The organism is Pseudarthrobacter sp. J47 (genome assembly GCF_049810315.1).
In the GTDB taxonomy this organism is placed as follows: Bacteria; Actinomycetota; Actinomycetes; order Actinomycetales; family Micrococcaceae; genus Arthrobacter.
This window is the reverse complement of the sequence record NZ_CP187358.1, coordinates 1,151,899-1,171,580: the sequence shown is the minus strand read 5'-3', so window position 1 is coordinate 1,171,580 and position 19,682 is coordinate 1,151,899. Positions and strand designations below refer to the sequence as shown.

Annotated in this window: 17 protein-coding genes; 7 read left to right on the top strand and 10 right to left on the bottom strand. The window is 65.5% G+C overall.

Annotation, left to right across the window (positions count from 1 at the left end):
* The first annotated feature begins 18 nt into the window (after window positions 1-18).
* On the top strand, window positions 19-819 hold the full coding sequence (locus ACPJW8_RS05340) for an RDD family protein (protein WP_330187023.1): 801 nt from the start codon (window positions 19-21) through the stop codon (window positions 817-819).
* Between the two features lie 3 nt (window positions 820-822).
* Here ACPJW8_RS05340 and ACPJW8_RS05335 read toward each other — a convergent pair whose 3' ends face one another.
* The 4 genes from ACPJW8_RS05335 to ACPJW8_RS05320 all read right to left on the bottom strand — a co-directional run bounded on the left by ACPJW8_RS05335 (window position 823) and on the right by ACPJW8_RS05320 (window position 4,359).
* Window positions 823-2,061, bottom strand: a complete 1,239-nt coding sequence (locus tag ACPJW8_RS05335) for a L,D-transpeptidase (protein ID WP_330186779.1) — start codon at window positions 2,059-2,061, stop codon at window positions 823-825.
* 64 nt (window positions 2,062-2,125) lie between these two features.
* Window positions 2,126-3,604 carry an adenosylhomocysteinase gene (ahcY, locus tag ACPJW8_RS05330; RefSeq protein WP_330186778.1) on the bottom strand — a complete coding sequence of 493 codons (1,479 nt, stop codon included), beginning with the start codon at window positions 3,602-3,604 and terminating at the stop codon, window positions 2,126-2,128.
* Window positions 3,605-3,652: 48 nt separating this feature from the next.
* Window positions 3,653-3,883 (bottom strand): hypothetical protein, encoded by a 231-nt coding sequence (locus ACPJW8_RS05325; RefSeq protein ID WP_330186777.1) that lies wholly within the window; start codon window positions 3,881-3,883, stop codon window positions 3,653-3,655.
* Between the two features lie 92 nt (window positions 3,884-3,975).
* Window positions 3,976-4,359 carry a DUF3499 domain-containing protein gene (locus ACPJW8_RS05320; RefSeq protein WP_330186776.1) on the bottom strand — a complete coding sequence of 128 codons (384 nt, stop codon included), beginning with the start codon at window positions 4,357-4,359 and terminating at the stop codon, window positions 3,976-3,978.
* A 147-nt stretch (window positions 4,360-4,506) separates the two neighbouring features.
* On the opposite strand from ACPJW8_RS05320, the gene ACPJW8_RS05315 reads away from it, so the two are divergent.
* Entirely contained in the window at window positions 4,507-5,022 is a 516-nt protein-coding gene (locus ACPJW8_RS05315; RefSeq protein WP_330186775.1) for a metallopeptidase family protein, read from the top strand.
* A gap of 7 nt (window positions 5,023-5,029) precedes the next feature.
* On the opposite strand, the gene ACPJW8_RS05310 is transcribed toward ACPJW8_RS05315, so the two are convergent.
* Genes ACPJW8_RS05310 through ACPJW8_RS05300 form a run of 3 tightly spaced genes read right to left on the bottom strand, consistent with a single transcriptional unit; the run spans window position 5,030 to window position 10,669 of the window.
* On the bottom strand, window positions 5,030-6,769 hold the full coding sequence (locus ACPJW8_RS05310; RefSeq protein WP_330186774.1) for a DUF5719 family protein: 1,740 nt from the start codon (window positions 6,767-6,769) through the stop codon (window positions 5,030-5,032).
* Window positions 6,762-10,103 carry a glycosyltransferase gene (locus tag ACPJW8_RS05305; RefSeq protein ID WP_425256419.1) on the bottom strand — a complete coding sequence of 1,114 codons (3,342 nt, stop codon included), beginning with the start codon at window positions 10,101-10,103 and terminating at the stop codon, window positions 6,762-6,764. Before ACPJW8_RS05305 ends, ACPJW8_RS05310 begins: the two co-directional genes overlap by 8 nt.
* 29 nt (window positions 10,104-10,132) lie before the next feature.
* Window positions 10,133-10,669, bottom strand: coding sequence for a WhiB family transcriptional regulator (locus ACPJW8_RS05300; protein ID WP_330186773.1), 537 nt, complete (start codon window positions 10,667-10,669; stop codon window positions 10,133-10,135).
* Between the two features lie 377 nt (window positions 10,670-11,046).
* Here ACPJW8_RS05300 and ACPJW8_RS05295 point away from each other — a divergent pair, with 377 nt between their 5' ends.
* The gene (locus ACPJW8_RS05295; RefSeq protein ID WP_330186772.1) at window positions 11,047-11,784 is read left to right on the top strand and encodes a TIGR03089 family protein; all 738 of its coding nucleotides are present in this window, start codon (window positions 11,047-11,049) and stop codon (window positions 11,782-11,784) included.
* A gap of 18 nt (window positions 11,785-11,802) precedes the next feature.
* On the opposite strand, the gene ACPJW8_RS05290 is transcribed toward ACPJW8_RS05295, so the two are convergent.
* Window positions 11,803-12,408, bottom strand: a complete 606-nt coding sequence (locus tag ACPJW8_RS05290) for a GtrA family protein (protein WP_330186771.1) — start codon at window positions 12,406-12,408, stop codon at window positions 11,803-11,805.
* A gap of 188 nt (window positions 12,409-12,596) precedes the next feature.
* Between ACPJW8_RS05290 and ACPJW8_RS05285 the strand changes: the two genes are divergently transcribed.
* Genes ACPJW8_RS05285 through manA form a run of 4 tightly spaced genes read left to right on the top strand, consistent with a single transcriptional unit; the run spans window position 12,597 to window position 17,317 of the window.
* Window positions 12,597-13,763, top strand: a complete 1,167-nt coding sequence (locus ACPJW8_RS05285; RefSeq protein WP_425256459.1) for a 5-(carboxyamino)imidazole ribonucleotide synthase — start codon at window positions 12,597-12,599, stop codon at window positions 13,761-13,763.
* Complete coding sequence (purE, locus tag ACPJW8_RS05280; RefSeq protein ID WP_330186769.1) at window positions 13,760-14,353, top strand: 5-(carboxyamino)imidazole ribonucleotide mutase; 594 nt, start codon at window positions 13,760-13,762, stop codon at window positions 14,351-14,353. The genes ACPJW8_RS05285 and purE overlap by 4 nt, the downstream gene beginning before the upstream one ends.
* Window positions 14,354-14,362: 9 nt before the next feature.
* Window positions 14,363-16,024, top strand: coding sequence for an LCP family protein (locus ACPJW8_RS05275; RefSeq protein WP_330186768.1), 1,662 nt, complete (start codon window positions 14,363-14,365; stop codon window positions 16,022-16,024).
* Between the two features lie 30 nt (window positions 16,025-16,054).
* Window positions 16,055-17,317 carry a mannose-6-phosphate isomerase, class I gene (manA, locus tag ACPJW8_RS05270; protein ID WP_330186767.1) on the top strand — a complete coding sequence of 421 codons (1,263 nt, stop codon included), beginning with the start codon at window positions 16,055-16,057 and terminating at the stop codon, window positions 17,315-17,317.
* 57 nt (window positions 17,318-17,374) lie between these two features.
* Here the strand turns inward: manA and ACPJW8_RS05265 are convergent, their stop codons facing one another.
* Together ACPJW8_RS05265 and glpX are read right to left on the bottom strand one after the other, a co-directional pair.
* Entirely contained in the window at window positions 17,375-18,454 is a 1,080-nt protein-coding gene (locus ACPJW8_RS05265; RefSeq protein WP_330186766.1) for a lipid II:glycine glycyltransferase FemX, read from the bottom strand.
* A 113-nt stretch (window positions 18,455-18,567) separates the two neighbouring features.
* The gene (glpX, locus tag ACPJW8_RS05260; protein WP_330186765.1) at window positions 18,568-19,605 is read right to left on the bottom strand and encodes a class II fructose-bisphosphatase; all 1,038 of its coding nucleotides are present in this window, start codon (window positions 19,603-19,605) and stop codon (window positions 18,568-18,570) included.
* Window positions 19,606-19,682 lie beyond the last annotated feature (77 nt).

Here is a 19,682-nt window from a genome sequence, read left to right as displayed (position 1 = left end):
AACAGGAACGGGGAGATGGTGGGAGCGATTATTACGGGTGAGGCGGTTGCCCTTGAGCTCCGTCCGGCTTCGTTCGGGGCGCGGGCCCTGGGACTCCTGATTGACGTGGTGGTCCACACTGTCCTGCTCGCGGCTGCACTGCTGACAATAGTGTCGGCTGCGCCGGACCTGGATCCTGCAGCTTTCCGGGCCCTGGCCCTGGTGGCCGTCGTTTTCTTCCTGGTGGTGGTACCCGTGGCCGTGGAAACGCTCTCCCGCGGCCTGTCCCTGGGAAAGCTTGCCCTGGGATTACGGATCGTGAGGGACGACGGCGGCGCCATCCGTTTCCGGCATGCGCTCATCCGCGGCCTGACGGGATTCCTGGAAATCTATGCCACCCTCGGAGGCCTGGCGATCGCCGTCGCGCTCTTCAGCGATAAATCCCGCCGACTGGGTGACGTGATGGCGGGCACGTATGCGCTTCGCCGCCGGGTGCCCCTGGACAAGCCGGTTCTGGCAGCCGTGCCGGCCCACCTGCGCCAATGGGCGGAAGTGGCCGATATTGGCCGTGTTCCTGATGGCACCGCCCGCCGTGCGGCGATGTTCGTCCGGCAGGCCGGACAGTTGTCTCCCCTTTCCCGGGAAGAAACCGTCCGATCGCTCGCCACGGAACTTTCACACTACGTGGCTCCCCTGCCGCCCGCGGGGACCAACGCCTACGACTTCGTTGCAGCGGTCCTCGCCGAACGCCGCGCCAAGGAGACGGCGCGGTTGGCCCGGGAACACGCCCGCAGCCAGGCACTTGGTGCCCGGCTGCGGAACCTGCCCTTTACGGATTAGCCCTTAGTTGTCGTATTCGGCCCACGGGATGTTCCAGTCGCCGAAGCCGTCCTCGAACGCTGCGAAATCGCCTTCGGTGTTGATCACTTCGACGACGTCGCCGGTGGTCATACGCTCGAAGACCCAGGCCGCGCCTTCCGGGTCAAAGCCGATACAACCGTGGGAGACGTTCTTGTTCCCGATGTAGGGGAACGCTGATTCCAGCGCCTGGTGGATGTAGGCACCACTAAGGGACAGCCTGATGGTGTACTCGACGTCCACATTGCCGTAATAGGCGGGGTCTCCGGGCTTGAGGCCGATGCTGGACGCCCGGAAGTGGTCGTACCGGCGCTTTTCCATCAGCACAGCGAAGCCCTTGGCGGACGGGAAGCGTTCATCGCCCATGCTGACGGGGAGCGTCCGGACCACCTGGTCGTTAACGCTGAGCGTAAATGTGTGCGCTGCGGCGTCGGCCACTGCGGAAACCTTGTCGCCGATGTTGACCGTGTGCTTCTTGTTAAAGTTTGCGATCTGGCCGTTACCCAGGTCCACACCGAACAGCTGCATGTCCATGGTGATGGTGGAGTTGGCTGCCCAGAAGGTTTCCGGCCGGTAGCGGACCATGGTGTCGCTGTACCAGTGGAAGGCGCCGGTCTGGCCTGCGGTGGTGGTGATTTTGATGGCTGCTTCCACGGCGTCCCGGTTGAGGACCGGTTCGCTGAACGTAATCTGCAGGGGCTGGGCCACGCCAACCTTCATGCCGTCCAGCGGATAAATCATGGCGTCCGCCTCATGTGTGGAGGCAACGGTACTGAACGTATTGGTGGCACGGGTTTCACGCCCGGCACCGTCCTTGACCACGTAGCTGTAGCTGTACGTGGCATCAAACTTCAGGGGGTCAGTGGACTTCCAGCTGTTGCCGTCTGCCCCGAATTCACCCTTGACCGTCTCGCCGTCGGTGGCGGTCACTGTCACCTGCTCGATGGTGCCGGCACCAACTTTGAGGGTGACCGGCGCAGCAGGGTTGACCTGCTTGGCACCGTTCTCCGGCGCCACTTCCAGTTTGAGCGGCGGAACCACCGGGGCAGCCTTGCCGGGCTCGGAACGAACCGGCGAAGCGGCCTCGGACTCGATCCCCGCGCCGGCAAATCCCGGTGCGACGGCGGCGAACACACCACCGCCGGCCGCGAGCAGGCAGAGCGCGGCGATCAGCGCAATCTTCCCTGCGGGTCCGGTTCGGCGTGGCTTTGAGTCAGACGTCATCCAACAATCTTAAGCCTTGCCGCGGTTCCGGGATGCCCGCCACCGGAGTGGCGGGCGTCACGCCTCAGTAACGATAGTGCTCCGGCTTGTAAGGGCCTGCGATGTCAACATCGAGGTACTCGGCCTGGTCCTTGGACAGCTCCGTGAGCTCCACGCCCAACGCGTCCAGGTGCAGCCGGGCAACTTTCTCATCCAGGATCTTCGGCAGCACGTAGACCTGGTTGGCGTATTCGCGTTGGCCTTCGGGCTGCTGGTGCTTGGTCCACAGCTCAATCTGGGCGATGGTCTGGTTGGCGAAGGAGTTGCTCATCACGAAGGACGGGTGCCCGGTGGCGTTGCCAAGGTTCAGCAGGCGGCCCTCGGAGAGCACAATGATGGAGCGCTCGTTGTCCTGGCCCGAGTCAAAGACCCATTCGTGCACCTGCGGCTTGATTTCGACTTTCCGGACACCGGGGATGCGGGCCAGGCCGGCCATGTCGATCTCGTTGTCGAAGTGGCCGATGTTGCCCACAATGGCCTTGTTCTTCATGCCGGCCATGTGCTCGGCCATGATGACGTCCTTGTTGCCCGTGGTGGTGATGAAGATATCGCCCTGGGCCAGCACCGATTCCAGCTTAGCCACCTGGTAGCCGTCCATCGCGGCCTGCAGGGCGCAGATGGGGTCGATCTCGGTGACGATCACGCGGGAACCCTGGCCGCGGAGCGCCTCTGCCGCACCCTTGCCGACGTCGCCATAACCGCAGACGACGGCGACCTTGCCGCCCATGAGGACGTCCGTGGCCCGGTTGATGCCGTCCGGCAGGGAGTGCCGGATGCCGTACTTGTTGTCGAACTTGCTCTTGGTCACGGAGTCGTTGACGTTGATGGCCGGGAAGAGCAGTTTGCCCTGGGCTGCCAGCTGGTACAGGCGCAGCACACCGGTGGTGGTTTCCTCGCTGACGCCCTTGATGCCTGCGGCGGTGCGGGTCCATTTGGCAGGATCGGCGGCGAGCGAGCGTCGCAGCAGTTCCAGGAAGATGCCATATTCCTCCGAATCGGCGGCATCCGTTGCGGGAACACCGCCGGCGGCTTCAAACTCCACACCCTTGTGGACCAGCATGGTGGCGTCGCCGCCGTCGTCCAGGATCATGTTGGGGCCAAGTTCCGGGTTGGTGTCCGCGCCGGGCCACGTGAGGATCTGCTCGGCGGTCCACCAGTATTCCTCGAGGGATTCGCCCTTCCAGGCAAACACGGGAACACCCTGCGGGTTGTCCACCGTTCCGGTGCCCACCACCACTGCGGCTGCGGCCTCATCCTGGGTGGAGAAAATGTTGCAGGAGGCCCAGCGGACCTCGGCACCCAGTGCCGTGAGGGTTTCGATCAGGACGGCGGTCTGCACCGTCATGTGCAGGGAACCGGCAATCCGGGCACCCTTGAGGGGCTGTTCCGCCCCGAATTCCGCACGCAGGGACATCAGGCCCGGCATCTCGTGCTCGGCCAGGCGGATCTGGTGCCGGCCGGCTTCGGCGAGGCTGATGTCTGCAACTTTGTAATCGAAAGTCATGGGATTCCTTTGCTGAATGCGGTTCAAGTGCTCGCGGAAGGGGAAGGGCTAGCTGCCCTGGCCTGCGGCGGGATCGTGCTGGTCCGACGCCGCGGCTGTGGCGGCGGGAAGGAGTTCGGGGCGCAGGAGGAGGGGAATGCCGTCTTCGATCCGGTAACGGGGGATGCTGCCGTCTGCGGCGGGCTGCGCGGCAACCAGCACATCGCCGTCCTGTGTCAGCGGCGAAGCTGTGACCGGGCATCGAAGGACGGACAACAGTTCAGGGCTGATCTTTGGCATGGTTTGCTGCTCCTGCGGGTGCCATGGGCCATGATCGTCGCTGATGGCCGTTGGGGACTATGTGCAGCTATCAGCCTACCGTGGCCGGGCGTTCAGGAAGGTTCGCGCAGGGCCCGCAGGTGCCCGCGGCGGACGCCTTCGGTGCCGGCTGGAGCCTCGAGGGGCGCCTGGCCGGTGCGGCGTTCGCTGCTTGCCGCGGCAGGGCGGGCAGCGGCCTCCCTGACGGCGTCGGCCAGTGCCAGCAGGTCATCCGGGCCAGGCTGTTGCGGCGTGTTGGGCATGGCCAGCCGAAGCACTTCCCAGCCCCGGGGCACGGTCAGCGATTCCGAGTGCCGGGCGCACAAATCGTAACAATGCGGTTCGGCGTAGGTGGCCAGGGGGCCCAGGACGGCTGTTGAATCCGCGTACACGTACGTCAAAGTCGCAACCGCCGCTTCCCGGCAGGCTGACCTTGAACATTGACGAATAGCACCCACGACATCCCAGAGTACTCTGCCGCTGCCCCGAGGGCGGGCAACGGCACACCGCGGCGCGCAACGGGACACATCCCGGACGAGGGTCCCGTGGAAGGGGAGCACTATGGGAGTATCGCGGAATCGCCGTCCCGGGATTACAGTCGGTATATGCAGTCATCGAACCATGATTCAGGTTTTACGGTCCGGTTGGCTGACCAGCGGTCTGGTCAACAGGATCCGCTTTCCGGCACGTCGGCCAGGGGTTTCCGCGCCAGGCGGAGGAACCGGCATGGCCGCGGCCTGCGCGGCGAAGTAATGCTTCCCACCCTGCCGGGCTTCCGTACCCGCGGCGAACGGTTTGACGAGCTGGTAATGGATTCGGCCCAGCGCCTCCACGATATCTGGGGCAAAACCCTGGACGGAGTACGGTTTGCCGTCGACGAGATCCCCACGAACCTTGAGGAACTGGTGGCAGCCGGCGAGGCAGCGCCCATGGGCGCCTATATTCCGGCGGGAACTGGGGACGGCCCGCTGATCACCGTGTACCGCCGCGTTGTGGAACAGGCCTGTGATACCCGTGAGGAACTCCAGGACCTTGTGCACGACGTTGTGATCGAGTACACCGCTGAAATGCTTGGTGTTGCCCCGGAAACCCTGGACCCCGTATACCGCCGCCGCTACTGAGCCGTTCCTAGTAACCCAGCCGGACCGGGACCTGTTCCTGGCCTTCCGCGCCGGGTGTCAGCGCCACGGTGGAGATTCCGGTACCGTCCTGCAGCGAAAGCGCCCCGTAGGCGGCATCCCCGGTGGCGGAAACGACATAAGCCGTTACCGCCGATCCGGCAACCTCCCGGGGAAGGTCGATGCTGGCCGTGGTGCCGCCTGCAATATCCGCTGAGGCGGCCTGGTGAAGCCTGCCGTCCGCAGTGACCGGCGTGTAGGAGACTGCGGCACGGTCTTCCAGGGCGCCGATCACCAGGCGCCGCTCACCTGCTGACGGCACCGGAACCAGGTGCTGGCTGCCCAGCCTGGGGGCCGACGGCGACCATGAAACATCCGTGGGGGCGCCGGGGTCGGTGCCTCGGGTGGTGCGGCTGGCGGCAACGAAGGAGACGTCAGAGGTAGCCGAAACCGTGTACTGCCCTGCCGGGACGCCCGCCAGGGGAACCTCGGTCACCGCTCCCGCTTTGGCTGTCACCACACCCCCCGAAGGCAGTGCCTTCTGGCCGTCCCTGCCGAACAGCTTGATTTCGACGACGGCGTCCGTGGAGCCGGGAACCGTCAGGTACAGGACAGGCCCGGCGTCGGAAAATCCCTGCCGTGCCGTGAGGGAGGCAACGGCTGCCGGATCCTGGATATCGACGCCGGTCATGGCCTGGCGGATGCCCTGGCCCGCGCCGGGCACTATGTAGTCCACGCCTCCGGGCTGCAGGCCGCGAAGCACGCTTTGCTGGATGACGGCGGCCACCGGGCCACCCGCGCTGCGGACATGGATTCCCAGGGCCTTTTCACCCGGCGCCAGCCCTGCCAGGACGATCGAGCGGCTGGTGCCGGGAGCAACAAGCAGTCCGCGGCTTCCCGGAGCCTGGATCTGGCCCTCTGCGCCAAACAGCTCCAGGTTGACCGTGGCGGGGTTGCTGGAAGTGTTGGTGAGGGTGAGGACGGCGGTTCGGCCCAGGCTGGTGTTGGCCCCAACCAGCCAGAGGTCGTTTGCGGGCTGCTGGCAGTTGGCCGCGGCAATACCACGGAGGTCGCCATCGCCGGCGGAATAGCGCACGAGTGCCGCGGCAGAAGCACGGTTATTGTCCACTGCCTGCGCGTTCAACACACTGATGCCGGAGACAGCCCGGCCCGCCAGGACACCGGCGGACACCGTGGCGGCGGCGGGTGCAGGCGCCGCTGTTCCCTTGGCGATGTCCACGCCGCCCTTGCCGTCCAAACCGGCGAACCGGCTGGGTGGCAGGGTCCCGCCGGGGGTGCTGACCACAACAGCGTCAACGCTGGTGGCGGCGGTGGAAGATTCGGGGCTGAACTGCGGGTCCGTACCGTCCGCCGTTCCTTCGAGCAGCCGGGCAGGGCCCGGGCAGACACCCTGCGTGGTGCCGGCAGGCACCGCTGCAAGGGCAGCCTCCAGGGGACGCGTTCCCGGATTAGGCGGTGCGACTGCGGCGGTAGCCAGCACTGCACCGCCCGCGGCCACGATGGCCACCGCGGAAAGGAGGCCCGTCAGGAGACCGCGCGAAGCTGCTTTCTGGCGCCGGGATTTGGCGGCGGGTTTGTCTGCCTGCTTCCCGGCCGGATTCACTGCCTCGGGCGCCCCGTCACCAGGCTTCGCGGCCTCGGGCGCGCCGTCAACGGGTTTCGCCACGTCAGGTCCTTCGGCAGCCGGCTTGCGCGCAGCGGCGCCCTTGTCTGCGGGGTCGTTATGCATTTTGACGTTCCTTACGCAGGGATCCCTCATCACGGGACAGCCCGGTGTTGGGGCGGCGGGCAGGCATGGGAATTGCCAGGAGGATGGTGAGGCCAATCACCGCAAACTGGATAACGGCGCTGACCGGAGCCCAGGGGTTCTGGTACTTGACGGTCAGCTCACCGCCGGCCGGCGGCAGGGTAAACGCCTGCGCCCACCCCGAATTCGTGGACGTCAGTTTCTTCCCGTCCAGCCAGGCCGTCCAGCCTGGATCGGCACGTTCCGCAAGGACCACGAGCCTGCCTTCCGTGCCCTCGGGTACTGATGCTTCGACGTCGTTCAATCCTGACGGCAGCAGCGTAATGGTTGCACCTTCGGCATCAACGATCCGGGCGCGGTGGGAGACATCTGCAGGCTGCAGGGCTGCAGCGTTCAGGGGCGTAACCCGCCAAAGCCATCCGGCGTCCGTCTCGCCCACGGCCACCAGGCCCGGGACGGCGTCGATCCTGCTGGCCGTCAGCTGCGCGGCGGTGTCGTCAGTCTTCAGCACCACAAACCCGGCGCCCAGGCTTTCAAGGGCAGGGCGGGGGTCAACGCCCTGGCCGGCAACGATGGTGGCAACGACTCCACGCAGGGTTGAGGTGACGTCGTCATCATCACGGATGCTTTCCCGGCCCGGCGCGCCCATGATCACTGCTGCCGAAGCAACTGTGGAGAGGGCATCAAGCGTGGTTCCGGAACCGCGCATCAGGCTTGCCCCGTAGTTGCCTTCCTCGGCCGTACTGATCACCAGGGTGCGGGTCTGTTCAGGACCTTCCCCGCGGTCGGCGGCAGTGGCCGGAAGCGAGCCACCGCTGGAGGCCTCCACCAGGTTCCGGGTTCCCAGCTGCAGGGATTCGGACGCAGCCGCGTCCGCCGCCGGCGCATCGATCACGTTACGCGCGGCCCAGGCCACCATGCCTGCCAGCGGACCAGCCAGGACCACAACCAGGACGAGCGCCGCAATGGCGCGCGGCATGCGCCCGGTACGTGCCGCCGTCGTACTTCTTGCACTTGGATCAGACAGGGAAAGGAGCCGTTCGCCGCCCAGCAGGGCCGCGCAAAGCAGTGCGAAGGTGAGGCCCGAAACAACGGAGCCGGCGAACGGGGTGACCAGGCTGGACTGGTTGACTCCGGTGGCCACATGGCCGGCAAGCCAACCCCCTGCCAGAAGGATCAGGCCCGCCACCCAGAAGGCCCGCACCAGCCGCGTGCGCTTGCCAGGGATGAACAGGGCAACCACGGCAAGCGCCAGGACGGGAACCCCAATCAGCAGCGCCAGCACAAGCGCCCAGGGGAATCCGGCGCCGAAGACCGGCAGGCCTGCGATGCCGGCATCCACGTCAAACCGTAGCGGCTGGGCGAGGATCTGTTGCCACAGGGGTGCGGGATCGGAGCCAAGCGGCAGGCCCGGATCCGCGAGGAGGGCGCGGGGCCTGTCCAGGATTGCCAGGGCAAAGGGAACAAAGAGCGCCGCGGCCGGGAGCAGGGCCCACCAGACCGTTCGGCCACGCCGGCCCAACAACAGCCCGCACAGGACGACGATCGCCATCAGTGGAACCAGCAGTGACGGGGCGGCTGCGGTAACCACCGCAAGAGCCAGGCCGGCAGCGGCAGCAGCAGTCCAGGACGGCGTTCCGTTGATGCCGGCCTTGATGGGCGGCATCTCCATAAAACGGCGTTCCCCCGGCGCCGGCAGGGCAAAGCGTCCATGGCCCACCGCGCTTCCCGTGGCACGCAGCAGCGCCAACGCCAGCAGCGGGATGAACACGTGCGCCACCAGGGCGCCAAGCCGGCCTTGATCAACGGCTACCTGAAGGGCAGGTGCGGCGGACCAGATCAGTGCCGCTGCGAACCGGCTGCTCCGGCGCCGGGTGAGGGCGCCGGCCGCAAACCAGGCGCCCAGCCCGGAGAGCGGCATGGCCAGGAAAAGCAGCCAGACTATGGCGCTGTTGGCATCACCGCCGCCCAGGAGGCCCAGCAGCCACAGGATGTAACCAAAGGGATCGCCGTGTCCGGGCAGCCCGGCACCCAGGCCTATCCACCAGCTCGAGGCATGGTGCCAGACTTCCGCCAGGCTTGTGGAAACCGGCAACAGCGCACCGCCGGTGACCGAATCCGCCCTGAAGAGCCCGGACAAACCGGCGATCGACGCACCAGCGGCGATGAGAAAGGCAACAACGGCGCCCGTGCCCACCCAGCCACGGTCCGTGGTGGTGAGGGCGGCGAAGTCATCCGTGGAATCACCGCTCGGCTGGTCAGAAAGGAGATCGGTCCCGTAGCGCTCAGCCGGAGAGCCTTCAGCTCCGAGTGCTTCCATCAGGGAACGCCTGTGGTTCCACACCTCGCGGCGGGGCGTCTGGAGCTTACGGATGACGGACCGGTGGATCCGCCTGGTTTTGGCAGCACTGCGACGGCCGCGGGCAATAGCCCCCGGCCGGCCCAGGGCCGCCAGGGTTGCCAGCAGCTGCGAGAACCCGTGGCCGGGATCCTTGACAGCGATGCTGAGGACGAGTTTGAACAGGCTGCCCAGGAGGGCGCCAACAGCGTGGATGGGCAGCTTCCACAGCGCAGTGTGCTTCAGCCTGAGGTGGACCTGGGCCCTGCGGGCAGCAGCAGGCGTTCCCAGACCATGTGGGCGGTGGCTGACGTGATGCATTTTGGCGGTGGGAACCACCACAACCCGGTGGCCGGCCAGCCGGTTTCGCCAGCAGAAGTCGACGTCATCCCCGGTTCCCGGAAGCGCCGGGTCAAAGCCGCCCAGGAGCTCCCAGATATCCCGCCTGACCAGCATGCCGGCTGAATTAACGGCAAAGGTATCGCTGCGGCCATCGTATTGGCCCTGGTCCAGCTCGTCCGCCTCGATCAGCGTCAGCCGTTCAGCCCAGCGGCTGGTGGAAAGGCCGACGTCGATCAGCTTCCGTGGTGCATCCCAGTCCAGCTGCTTGCAGCCTGCCACGGTGACGGACGGCGCACGCTCGACGGCGGCCAGCAGTTCGGCGAGGGCCCCCGGCGCCGGAGCGGAGTCGTCGTGCAGAAGCCAGATCCACTCGGTGCCGTGTGGTCCGTCGTTATCCGCACTTTTTCCCCGCCAGGGCGAGAGCGACTGGAGTCCGGCCTGGACAGAGGCACCGAATCCGGGCTTCCCCCCTGAAAAGCCCACCACCCGGGCGGGGCCGAAGGCCCTTTCAAGCAGCGACGCGGAATTGTCCTGGGAACCGGCATCAACGCCGATCACCGAATCGGCGGGCCGGGTCTGGCCCGCCAGGGCAGACAGAGTTCTGGGGAGATAGTCGCCGCCATTGTGGGCTACCACAACGGCGGTGACATGGACTTCCTGGAGAATTAGACCGCTCTCTTCCTTAGCCTGCGGCGCTCGCGCTCGGAAAGGCCACCCCAAATGCCGAACCGTTCATCGTTTGCCAATGCGTATTCCAGGCACTGCGAGCGTACGTTGCATGAGCCGCACACCTTCTTCGCATCCCTGGTGGAGCCACCCTTTTCGGGGAAAAATGCTTCGGGATCAGTCTGGGCGCACAAGGCGTCAGTCTGCCACCCGAGTTCACCTTCGTCGTCGAACTCCTGGCCCGACGGCAATCCTATCCAGACAGGCTGGGCAATGGGGCGCGGCGTGGCCAGCAGCTCCATGGGCGGGTCCAGCGGATCCACCTCGCCTGTGCCATCCAGCAGGGCCTCATGGGCCGCGAGGAAAGCTGTGGCCTGGTCCTCTATGGAATCGCGGGTATTGCTGTTGTAACGCTCTGCCGCGTCCGGATCCGCGGGATCCACATACCAGTCGCTCGGTATGCCGCGGGAGTGATATTTCGCCGTGGCCTGCCCGGCAACAACGGCTTCATCGTGGATACGCTCTGCTTGCCCCATGGTGGCCCCTCCTGGTTTTTGCAGCCCCAAAACTGGATACATGGACACTCGGTTGTGTGCCGGTAGTTTCGTCAGGGTGTTCGATACCTAATTACACGTGTGTAACTACATGGGAGTCAAGTCACGCCGGGATAATAATCAAGAAGAGATCGTTTCCCGCGGCGCGCCACGCCGCATAAATTTTCACAGGAATTTCACGGCCCGCGCCAAGTTGGCTGTCAGCAAGTGCCGGAGAGTTCAAAACCGCCCGTATTCCGCGGGTTGGCGCGGAGCCGAAGCGGACACCATATATTAGCCAAGCGAAGTGATGAAATCCGCGAGTGATGCATCTCACATCTGCAGCCGCGTTCCTGGCAGCGTCGTGACAGGATGAAGCCATGAGCAACCCTGACTCCGCACTGCCCGCGTCGCTGCTGCTGGCCCTCCTCCGTTCCGGGCATTCATCCTCGCCAAGGCTCACCTGGTACGGCCCCGAGGGAGAGCGCGTTGAGCTCTCCGGACGGGTGCTGGACAACTGGGTGGCCAAAACCAGCAACCTGCTCCAGGACGAGCTCGATGCCGAACCCGGCCAGCGGCTCCTGGTGGACATCCCCGCGCACTGGAAGTCAGTGGTCTGGTCATTGGCCGGCTGGCAGCTGGGCATGGAGGTTGTAATTCCCGACGGCGGCACCCTGCCGGTTGCCGACGTCGCCGTCACGGCGGACCCGGCTACGGCGCCGGATGCCCCAGCCGTTGTCGCCGTCGCGCTGCCGGCCCTGGCCATGAAATGGACAGGTGAGTTGCCGCGCGGCGTCATCGACTTCGCCTCGGAGGTCCGTTCCCATGGCGACGTCTTTATGGCCCATTCCGATGCCGACCCCGCCGCTGCAGCGCTGCATACCGGGACCGCCGCATATTCACATGGGGAACTGGTGGAAGGGTTTGGTGAGCCGCAGACCGAAGGAGTCCGGTTGCTGGTCCGTGCCGGAGACGGCCTGGGCCCGGCGCTGGCAAAGGCGCTGGGCGCCTGGGAAGCCGATGGCTCAGTAGTACTGGTACACCCTGACGTGGCTGTTACGGAAAAACTGCTCGCCGCTGAACGGGTAACCGACGCCGGAGCCCACCAGGCCGATTAAAGCCGGGCCCGATTATGGTTAGGCCTGTTCCGGTCCCTTGACCGGGCGCGTCTCCGAGGCGGGCAGACCTTCTGCGACGTCGGCTCCTGGATTGTGGCCTGCGCCTGCACCGCGCCCGGCTCCACCGCCATGATGGAGCTCAATGAGCTCGTGGTCATGCGAGAACTCCGGCTCCTGGTCCAGCTCGTTGTTGAACACCCAGAAGCGGTAGGCGAAGAAGCGGAAGATGGTGCCCAGGACCAGGCCTACGACACTCCCGGCAATGAAGAGCGAGGGCCGGTCGTTGAGGTTCAGGATGTACTTGGCGAACCACACGCAGCCGGAGGCGATCAGCAGGCCAACAATGTTCATGACGGCAAACAGGAGTGCCTCGCGCAGAACATTGGCCTGTTTACGGTGCCGGAACGTCCAGTAGCGGTTGGCGATCCAGGAGAAGATACTCGCCACGATCGTTGCCAGGGCCTTTGCCCAGACTTCGCTGCCATGCATGGGACCGGTGAACAGCCAGATGAAAACGGCCGAGTCTATGACAAACGCCACTCCGCCCACGGCACCAAACTTGGCAACTTCACGCCAAAACAGTGACGCGAGTCCGCGGATTCGATCTGCAAGTGAGTTAATCATGACCCTCCATGGCCTGCTGTGTATGGGCCATCGGGCCAAAGACCCCATTTTAGCGCTTCTTCCTGCTACCACAGGGTAAAGATGCGGCTCCTGCACGCCGGAAGAAGGGAACGGCGGCTCTTTTCTGTAGGCTGAACCTTGTGACTTTTCCAGTAATAGGTGTTGTTGGCGGTGGCCAGCTGGCCCGCATGATGGCCCCCGCGGCCACCGCTCTTGGTTTTGAACTCCGTGTCCTGGCGGAAGGCCCGGACGTTTCGGCGGTCTCCGCCGTGGCCCAGGCACCGCTTGGCGACTACAAGGACCTCGAGGCGCTGCGGGAGTTTGCGCAGGGCGTGGATGTCCTGACCTTCGATCACGAGCACGTTCCGGGCGAACACCTGCGGGAGCTGCTGGCTTCGGGCGTCAACGTCCAGCCCGGCCCCGACGCGCTGATCCATGCCCAGGACAAACTGGTAATGCGGGCAGCCATCGACCGGTTGGACCTGCCGAACCCTGCCTGGGCTGAAGTCGCCACCGTGGAAGACCTGGTTGCATTCGGCGACAAGACCGGCTGGCCGGTGGTCCTTAAGACTCCACGCGGTGGCTATGACGGCAAGGGTGTGCGGATTGTTTCGTCACCAGCCGAGGCCGCGCAGACGCAGGACTGGTTCGACGTCATGAGCCCGCTGCTGGCCGAGGCCAAAGTGGAATTCAGCCGCGAGCTGTCCGCCCTGGTGGCGCGCACGCCCGACGGCGAAGCCCGCGCGTGGCCCGTAGTGCACACCATCCAGGTGGACGGCGTGTGCGATGAAGTTATTGCCCCGGCCCTGCACATCCCGATCGAAGTTGCCGCTGCCGCTGAGGAAGCTGCCTTGAGGATCGCCCATGAGCTTGAAGTCACCGGCGTGATGGCAGTCGAGCTGTTCGAAACCCCGGGAGTGGGCTACGGGTTCCTGATCAATGAACTGGCCATGCGGCCGCACAACACCGGCCACTGGACACAGGACGGCTGCGTCACCAGCCAGTTCGAGCAACACCTCCGCGCAGTCCTGAACCTTCCGCTCGGCGCCACTGACCTCCTCGGCCCCATCGTCGTGATGAAGAACTTCCTGGGCGGGGCCAACCAGGATCTCTTCTCCGCCTTCCCTGCTGCCCTGGCCGCCGAACCGGGGGCCAAGGTGCACTGCTACGGCAAGTCAGTACGTCCGGGCAGGAAGATCGGCCACGTCAACCTGGTGGGCCAGTCCCCCGACGAAGTGGACGATGTCCGCCGCCGGGCGGGCATGGTTGCCGGCATCATCCGCGACGGCCGCGCCACTGCCGCCACCGGCCAGGACGCACAGGTCCACCAGCAGAACTCCGAGGAGACCCCATGAGTACCGATCCCGGCGCAAGCACCACTAGCGCACCCCTGGTGGGCCTCGTGATGGGTTCCGATTCGGACTGGCCCGTTATGGAGGCAGCTGCCGACGCCCTGGCTGAGTTCGGGATCCCCTTCGAGGCAGACGTCGTTTCGGCGCACCGGATGCCGGTGGAAATGATCCGCTACGGCCAGAGCGCCCACGAACGCGGCATCCGGGTGATCATCGCGGGCGCCGGTGGCGCCGCACACCTGCCTGGCATGCTGGCCTCTGTCACGCCGCTCCCGGTCATCGGGGTGCCGGTGCCGCTGAAGACGCTCGATGGCATGGACTCGCTGCTGTCCATTGTCCAGATGCCTGCCGGGGTTCCGGTGGCAACCGTCTCGATCGGCGGCGCCCGCAACGCCGGCCTGCTGGCCGTGCGGATGCTTGCCGCGGGAACTGACGATCTCGCCGAGGAGCTTCGTGCCTCGCTGCTGGAATTTGCCCAGGAACTCAATGACGTCGCCTCCCGAAAGGGCGCCAGCCTCCGCCAGAAAGTGAGCGAAGTCTTCGGCGCCGGCACGGCCGCAGATTCGCCTTCTGCCGGCCGGAGCAATTCCTAGGGAGCACGGATGACGATCAGCGACCACAGCTCCCGGGCCGGCGGCGGCACCTTGACGGATCCGGTGCGCTATCCTGCCAACGCTCCTGCCCCTGTCAGGACCAAGCGGGCGTTCGTCCTGTTGCTGCTGACCCTCCTGGTCCCGGGCAGCGCCCAGATCGTTGCCGGTGACAGGAAGCTGGGCAGGCTTGCACTGCGGATCACTTTCACCGTATGGGCACTGGCAATCCTGGCGCTCGTCATGCTGATGGCGAACCGGACCGCGCTGATCAACATCATCACCAATCCCATCACGTCGCTGCTGATCATTCTTGTGCTCGTGGCACTGGCCATTGGCTGGCTGCTGCTTTTCCTCAACACGCTTCGCATCATCAGGCCTGTCCTGCTGGCTCCCGGCATGCGTCCCATCGTCGGCGTTGCCCTCCTCGGGGCAATGATCATCAGCAGCGGAACCCTGGGCTACTCGGCATACCTGCTGAACGTCAGCCGGAACGCCATTGGCAGCATCTTCAATGCGGGCGGGCCCGCAATCGACCCCGTCGACGGCCGCTACAACTTCCTGATGATGGGCGGCGACGCCGGGGACGACCGCACCGGACGCCGGCCGGACAGCTTGTCCGTTATCAGCGTGGACGCCAAGACCGGCGAGAGTGCCATCATCTCAGTCCCCCGCAACCTGCAGAATGCCCAGTTCTCCGAGGGCTCACCCATGCGCGATATTTACCCGGATGGCTACAACTGCGGCGATGAGTGCCTGATCAACGCCATCAACACCGAGGTGACCGAGCAATACGCAGACCTCTACCCGGACTCCGCTGATCCCGGGGCCCAGGCCACCATGGAAGCCGTGTCCGGCAGCCTGGGCATCACCGTCCAGGCGTATGTCCTGGTGGACATGGACGGCTTTGCCAAGCTGATCGACGCCATGGGCGGCATCCGCATCAAGGCCGGCGGCTGGGTCCCCATGAGCGGCTACAAGGACGAGTCCACAGGCACCTACGGCATGCCCGAGGGCTGGATCGCAGCCGGCGAAAACCACCTCAACGGCCACCAGGCGCTCTGGTACGGCCGCTCCCGTGAATACGTTGACGACTTCGCACGCATCTCGCGCCAGCAGTGCGTGCAGCAGGCCATGTTGAAGCAGCTGGACCCGGCCACCCTCCTGGCCAAGTTCGAAGACATTGCCGGCGCCGGTACCAAGGTTGTTGAATCCAACATCTCCGCCGGGCAGCTGGGCAGTTTTGTGGACCTTGCCATCAAGGCCAAGGACAACGAGACCCGCCGGCTCACCATCGGGCCTCCGGATTTTGAGCCGCACTTCTCCACCGTCCCTGATTTTGACGTCATCCATGAGCGGGTCAGGCAGCTCCTGACCGAAGCCTCGGGAACGCCCGCAGCTGCGGGTCCAGCCAACACTGCCGGCAAGGGTGCCGACGCCCTGGTCGACTACGCGGGACCGGCGGGCCACCTGTCAGCCCAGGGACTTCCGGCAGAATTGAAGACGCCACTGTCCGCGCCTTTGACAGCCACGCCGGAGGACTTCACTCCGGTTACGCACACCCCGGACGGAGAACTCATCACGGCCGAGATGCTGAACGGGCTCAAGAGCCAGGGCAACGAGCTGGCCATCCAGGAACTCGTAGCCAGCAACGGCCAGTGCGCTCCCCTCTGACGCTCATTTCCTAACGCGAAAGACCACTCCTTGTACAAAATTGAGAACGTGATTCGGGATTACGCGTGGGGATCCACGACGGCGATCGCCGACTTCCTGGGCAGGCCTGCCCAGGGCGGGCCTGAGGCAGAACTGTGGATCGGGGCCCATCCGGACTCCCCCTCTGTCGCCGTCCTCGCCGACGGCTCCCAGGAACCGCTCGATGCGTTGATCTCCAGCGACCCCCGGCACTTCCTGGGTGACCAGTCCGTCCAGGAGTTCGGCCCCCGCCTGCCCTTCCTGGCCAAGATTCTGGCCGCTGACACCCCGCTCTCCCTCCAGGTCCATCCCAGCCTTGAGCAGGCCCGGGAAGGCTTCAAGAAGGAGAACGACGCCGGTGTCCCCACCGGCGCCCCCTACCGCAACTACCGGGATGACAACCACAAACCGGAAATGATTTTCGCGCTGACGGATTTCGAGGCGCTCTGCGGATTCCGGCCGGCCTCCGAAACCCGGGAAATCTTCGCGTACCTTGCGCGGCTCGTCGCTGAGTCCGGCCAGGACGTTCCGCCCCTCCTGGGCGGCCTCATCGCAGACCTCTCCGCTGCCAACGAGGCCACAGCCCTTCGCGCAGCTTTCCAGCGGATCATCGCAGGCGGCGAAGAAGTCACCAGCGCCACGGCTTTGGCGGTTGAGGCACTGGAAGCGGCGCGGGCGGCAGGCGCGTCCGCCGTCGCCGGGCTTCAGCCGGCCTTCGACACCGTCCTGAACCTCAACGAGCTGTACCCCGGGGATCCCGGCGTCCTGAATTCGCTGCTGCTCAACCGGATTTCCCTCTCGCCCGGCGAGGCCGTTTACCTGCCCGCCGGCAAGGTCCACGCCTACCTGAAGGGCCTCGGCGTGGAGGTCATGGCGGCCTCGGACAACGTGCTGCGGGGCGGCCTGACTCCCAAGCACATTGACGTGCCGGAACTGCTCAAGACCATCCGCTTCGAATCAGTGGCCGTTCCCCGGCTGGAGACTGTTGCCACCGTCCTGGGCCAGGAACTGTACCAGCCGCCGTTCCGGGAATTCCAGCTGCAGCGCATCGAGCTGGCGCCGGGCTCGGCGCCGGTGCCGCTGGCCCAGGCCGGTGCCGCCGTGCTGATCGTTGCCAGCGGTTCAGTATTCCTGGACTCACCCAAGGGCGACCTTAAGCTGGAGCGCGGCGAAAGTGCCTTCCTTCCGGCCGCAGAGGCGCCAGTGAACGTTCATCCGGCAGCAGGTTCAACCGGACCCGCAGTGGCCTTCGCCGTGACAACCGCCCTGCGCTAACAGAACGGCCCTGCGGGTAGCAGCCGGCAGCAGGCCTGCCGTCGCCAGCGGCGGAAATCAGCCCCGCTTGACGGCACCCTTGGCCAGGCCAAGGAGCTTGCTGACGGCAGGCTGGACCTGGCTTCCTGCCGTGCGCACCAGTCGCCGCGCAACCTGGAGGCTGCGGCGGGCTGCCGGCATGGCCTTGCTGTAAGCCGGGTACAGCGGCGAGAGCGGCTTCTCCCAGGTTCCCATCAGCATGTTTTCGTGTTTGGCGAACTGCTTCTTGAAATCGGAGATGCCGTCGTTGAGGAGGCCGTTGAAGTCGTAGCGTTTGCAGCCGTCCTCGCGCATGGCCTGGAAGGCTGCCCACTTCACGCCGTAGTTCACGCGCTGCTTCTGGCCCTCGGAGCTGACCCCGCCATAAAGTTCAAACGCCGTGGTGCCGCTGCGGGACAGCCAGACGAAGGCCAGCAGCCGGTCGCCTTCAAATGCGCCGATGATGGGCGATCCGTCACCCATGTTCCGGTAGATGTCGCGGTAGTACTGGTCCTCGTGGATCCCGAAGCCGGCGCGTTCGGCGGTCTCATGGTAAACGGCCAGCACCTGCTCAAGCTCGGCATCCGTGGCGACCTTCCGGAACTGGACCACCTCGCTGCGCATGGCCTTGCGGACATTGGCCCGGGTGGACTTGGACATGTCCGCCATCAGCTCATCGTCTGTCCGGGTGAGGTCCAGGATGAGCGTGCGCGGGATCAGGATGGTGTTGGCAGAGGCCGCGAAGCCGGCGGCAGCAACGGCGTCGGCATATTCGGAATCGGCATCCCAGTCCGGTTCAATGCTCAGCGCAACAGCGCCGTAGCGGGAGGACGCATGGCCGGCAAGGGACTCCAGCACGGCGGCAGTATTCCCCGCCGCGCACATCGGGCCGCGGGCCACGTAGGCCAGGGAACGGAACGGGAACGGGAGGCGGCGCACCAGCAGCTGGGCCGCACCTACTGTTTCTCCGGCGTCGTTCAGGAGCAGGCGTTCGACGCTCCAGCCGTGCATCGCCTTGGTCTGGCCCCAGCCCCAGAGCTGCTGTGGATGCCCTTCGAAACGGTCAACAGTTTCATCCCAGAGGGCGCGGTCAGTACAGGGCATAACGGCAAGACTCATGGCCTCAACCCTATACCAACGCCGCCACGCGAAAGGGGCGTGGTACCTGCATTTGAGCAGGTACCACGCCCCTTCGGCTGATGCCGCGGGACCGCCTAAAAGCCCGGGAACGGCTAGCTCCGGCGGGCGTAGCCTTCCCATTTGCTGGCCTGGTGCTCGCCGTCAACAAAACGGATGGTGCCGGACTTCGAACGCATCACGATGGACTGGGTGAGGACCTTGTCCCTGGAGTAACGGACGCCCTTGAGGAGGTCACCATCGGTGATGCCCGTGGCAGCGAAGTAGCAGTTGTCGCTGGTGACGAGGTCGTTGGTGGACAGGACCCGGTCCAGGTCGTGGCCGGCGTCGATCGCCTTCTGCTTTTCGTCATCGCTGGTGGGCCAGAGACGGCCCTGGATGACGCCGCCCAGGGACTTGATGGCACAGGCGGCGACGATGCCTTCCGGCGTGCCGCCAATGCCCATCAGGGCGTCCACGCCGGTGCCGGAGCGGGCGGCAGCGATGGCACCTGCGACGTCGCCGTCCATGATGAACTTGGTGCGTGCGCCGGCATCGCGGATTTCCTCCACCAGCGGGCGGTGCCGGTCGCGGTCCAGGATCATCACATTGAGCTGGTTGACCTTAACGCCCTTTGCCTTGGCGATCAGGTGCAGGTTCTGCTTGACGGGCAGGCGGAGGTCCACCATGTCAGCGGCTTCGGGACCCGTCACCAGCTTCTCCATGTAGAACACAGCGGAGGGATCGAACATGGAGCCGCGCTCTGCCACTGCCAGGACGGCCAGCGCGTTGTTGATGCCCAGGGCTGTGAGCCGGGTGCCGTCGATGGGGTCCACGGCGACGTCGCACTCCGGACCCGTTCCGTCACCGACCTGCTCGCCGTTGAACAGCATGGGGGCTTCGTCTTTTTCGCCTTCACCGATGACCACAACGCCGTTGAAGTGGACTGTCTGAAGGAAGGAACGCATGGCGTCGACGGCGGCGCCGTCAGCTTTGTTCTTGTCGCCGAAGCCTACCCAGTGGCCGCCGGCAATGGCGGCAGCTTCGGTGACGCGGACAAGTTCCAGGGCAAGGTTGCGGTCCGGCTCATCGTTACCCACCGCCAGTGACGGTGAAATGGTGGAGTACTGCTGGTTCAACTGCGCAGGTGACACGGAAACCTCTTCTTCGAGTGGCGATCATTGAGCCCGCGCCGCCGGGTTTTCGGTGGCCGCGGTGATTCCTCTGCTAC

Excerpts from the sequence above, each read along its gene's own strand:
- ACPJW8_RS05295 (WP_330186772.1), top strand. The coding sequence starts at position 11,047 with ATGAGCAACCCTGACTCCGCACTGCCCGCGTCGCTGCTGCTGGCCCTC.
- ACPJW8_RS05335 (WP_330186779.1), bottom strand. The coding sequence starts at position 2,061 with ATGACGTCTGACTCAAAGCCACGCCGAACCGGACCCGCAGGGAAGATT.
- ACPJW8_RS05315 (WP_330186775.1), top strand. The coding sequence starts at position 4,507 with ATGCAGTCATCGAACCATGATTCAGGTTTTACGGTCCGGTTGGCTGAC.
- ACPJW8_RS05290 (WP_330186771.1), bottom strand. The coding sequence starts at position 12,408 with ATGATTAACTCACTTGCAGATCGAATCCGCGGACTCGCGTCACTGTTT.
- ACPJW8_RS05275 (WP_330186768.1), top strand. The coding sequence starts at position 14,363 with ATGACGATCAGCGACCACAGCTCCCGGGCCGGCGGCGGCACCTTGACG.
- ACPJW8_RS05325 (WP_330186777.1), bottom strand. The coding sequence starts at position 3,883 with ATGCCAAAGATCAGCCCTGAACTGTTGTCCGTCCTTCGATGCCCGGTC.
- ahcY (WP_330186778.1), bottom strand. The coding sequence starts at position 3,604 with ATGACTTTCGATTACAAAGTTGCAGACATCAGCCTCGCCGAAGCCGGC.
- ACPJW8_RS05300 (WP_330186773.1), bottom strand. The coding sequence starts at position 10,669 with ATGGGGCAAGCAGAGCGTATCCACGATGAAGCCGTTGTTGCCGGGCAG.
- ACPJW8_RS05285 (WP_425256459.1), top strand. The coding sequence starts at position 12,597 with ATGATGGCCCCCGCGGCCACCGCTCTTGGTTTTGAACTCCGTGTCCTG.
- purE (WP_330186769.1), top strand. The coding sequence starts at position 13,760 with ATGAGTACCGATCCCGGCGCAAGCACCACTAGCGCACCCCTGGTGGGC.
- ACPJW8_RS05310 (WP_330186774.1), bottom strand. The coding sequence starts at position 6,769 with ATGCATAACGACCCCGCAGACAAGGGCGCCGCTGCGCGCAAGCCGGCT.
- ACPJW8_RS05265 (WP_330186766.1), bottom strand. The coding sequence starts at position 18,454 with ATGAGTCTTGCCGTTATGCCCTGTACTGACCGCGCCCTCTGGGATGAA.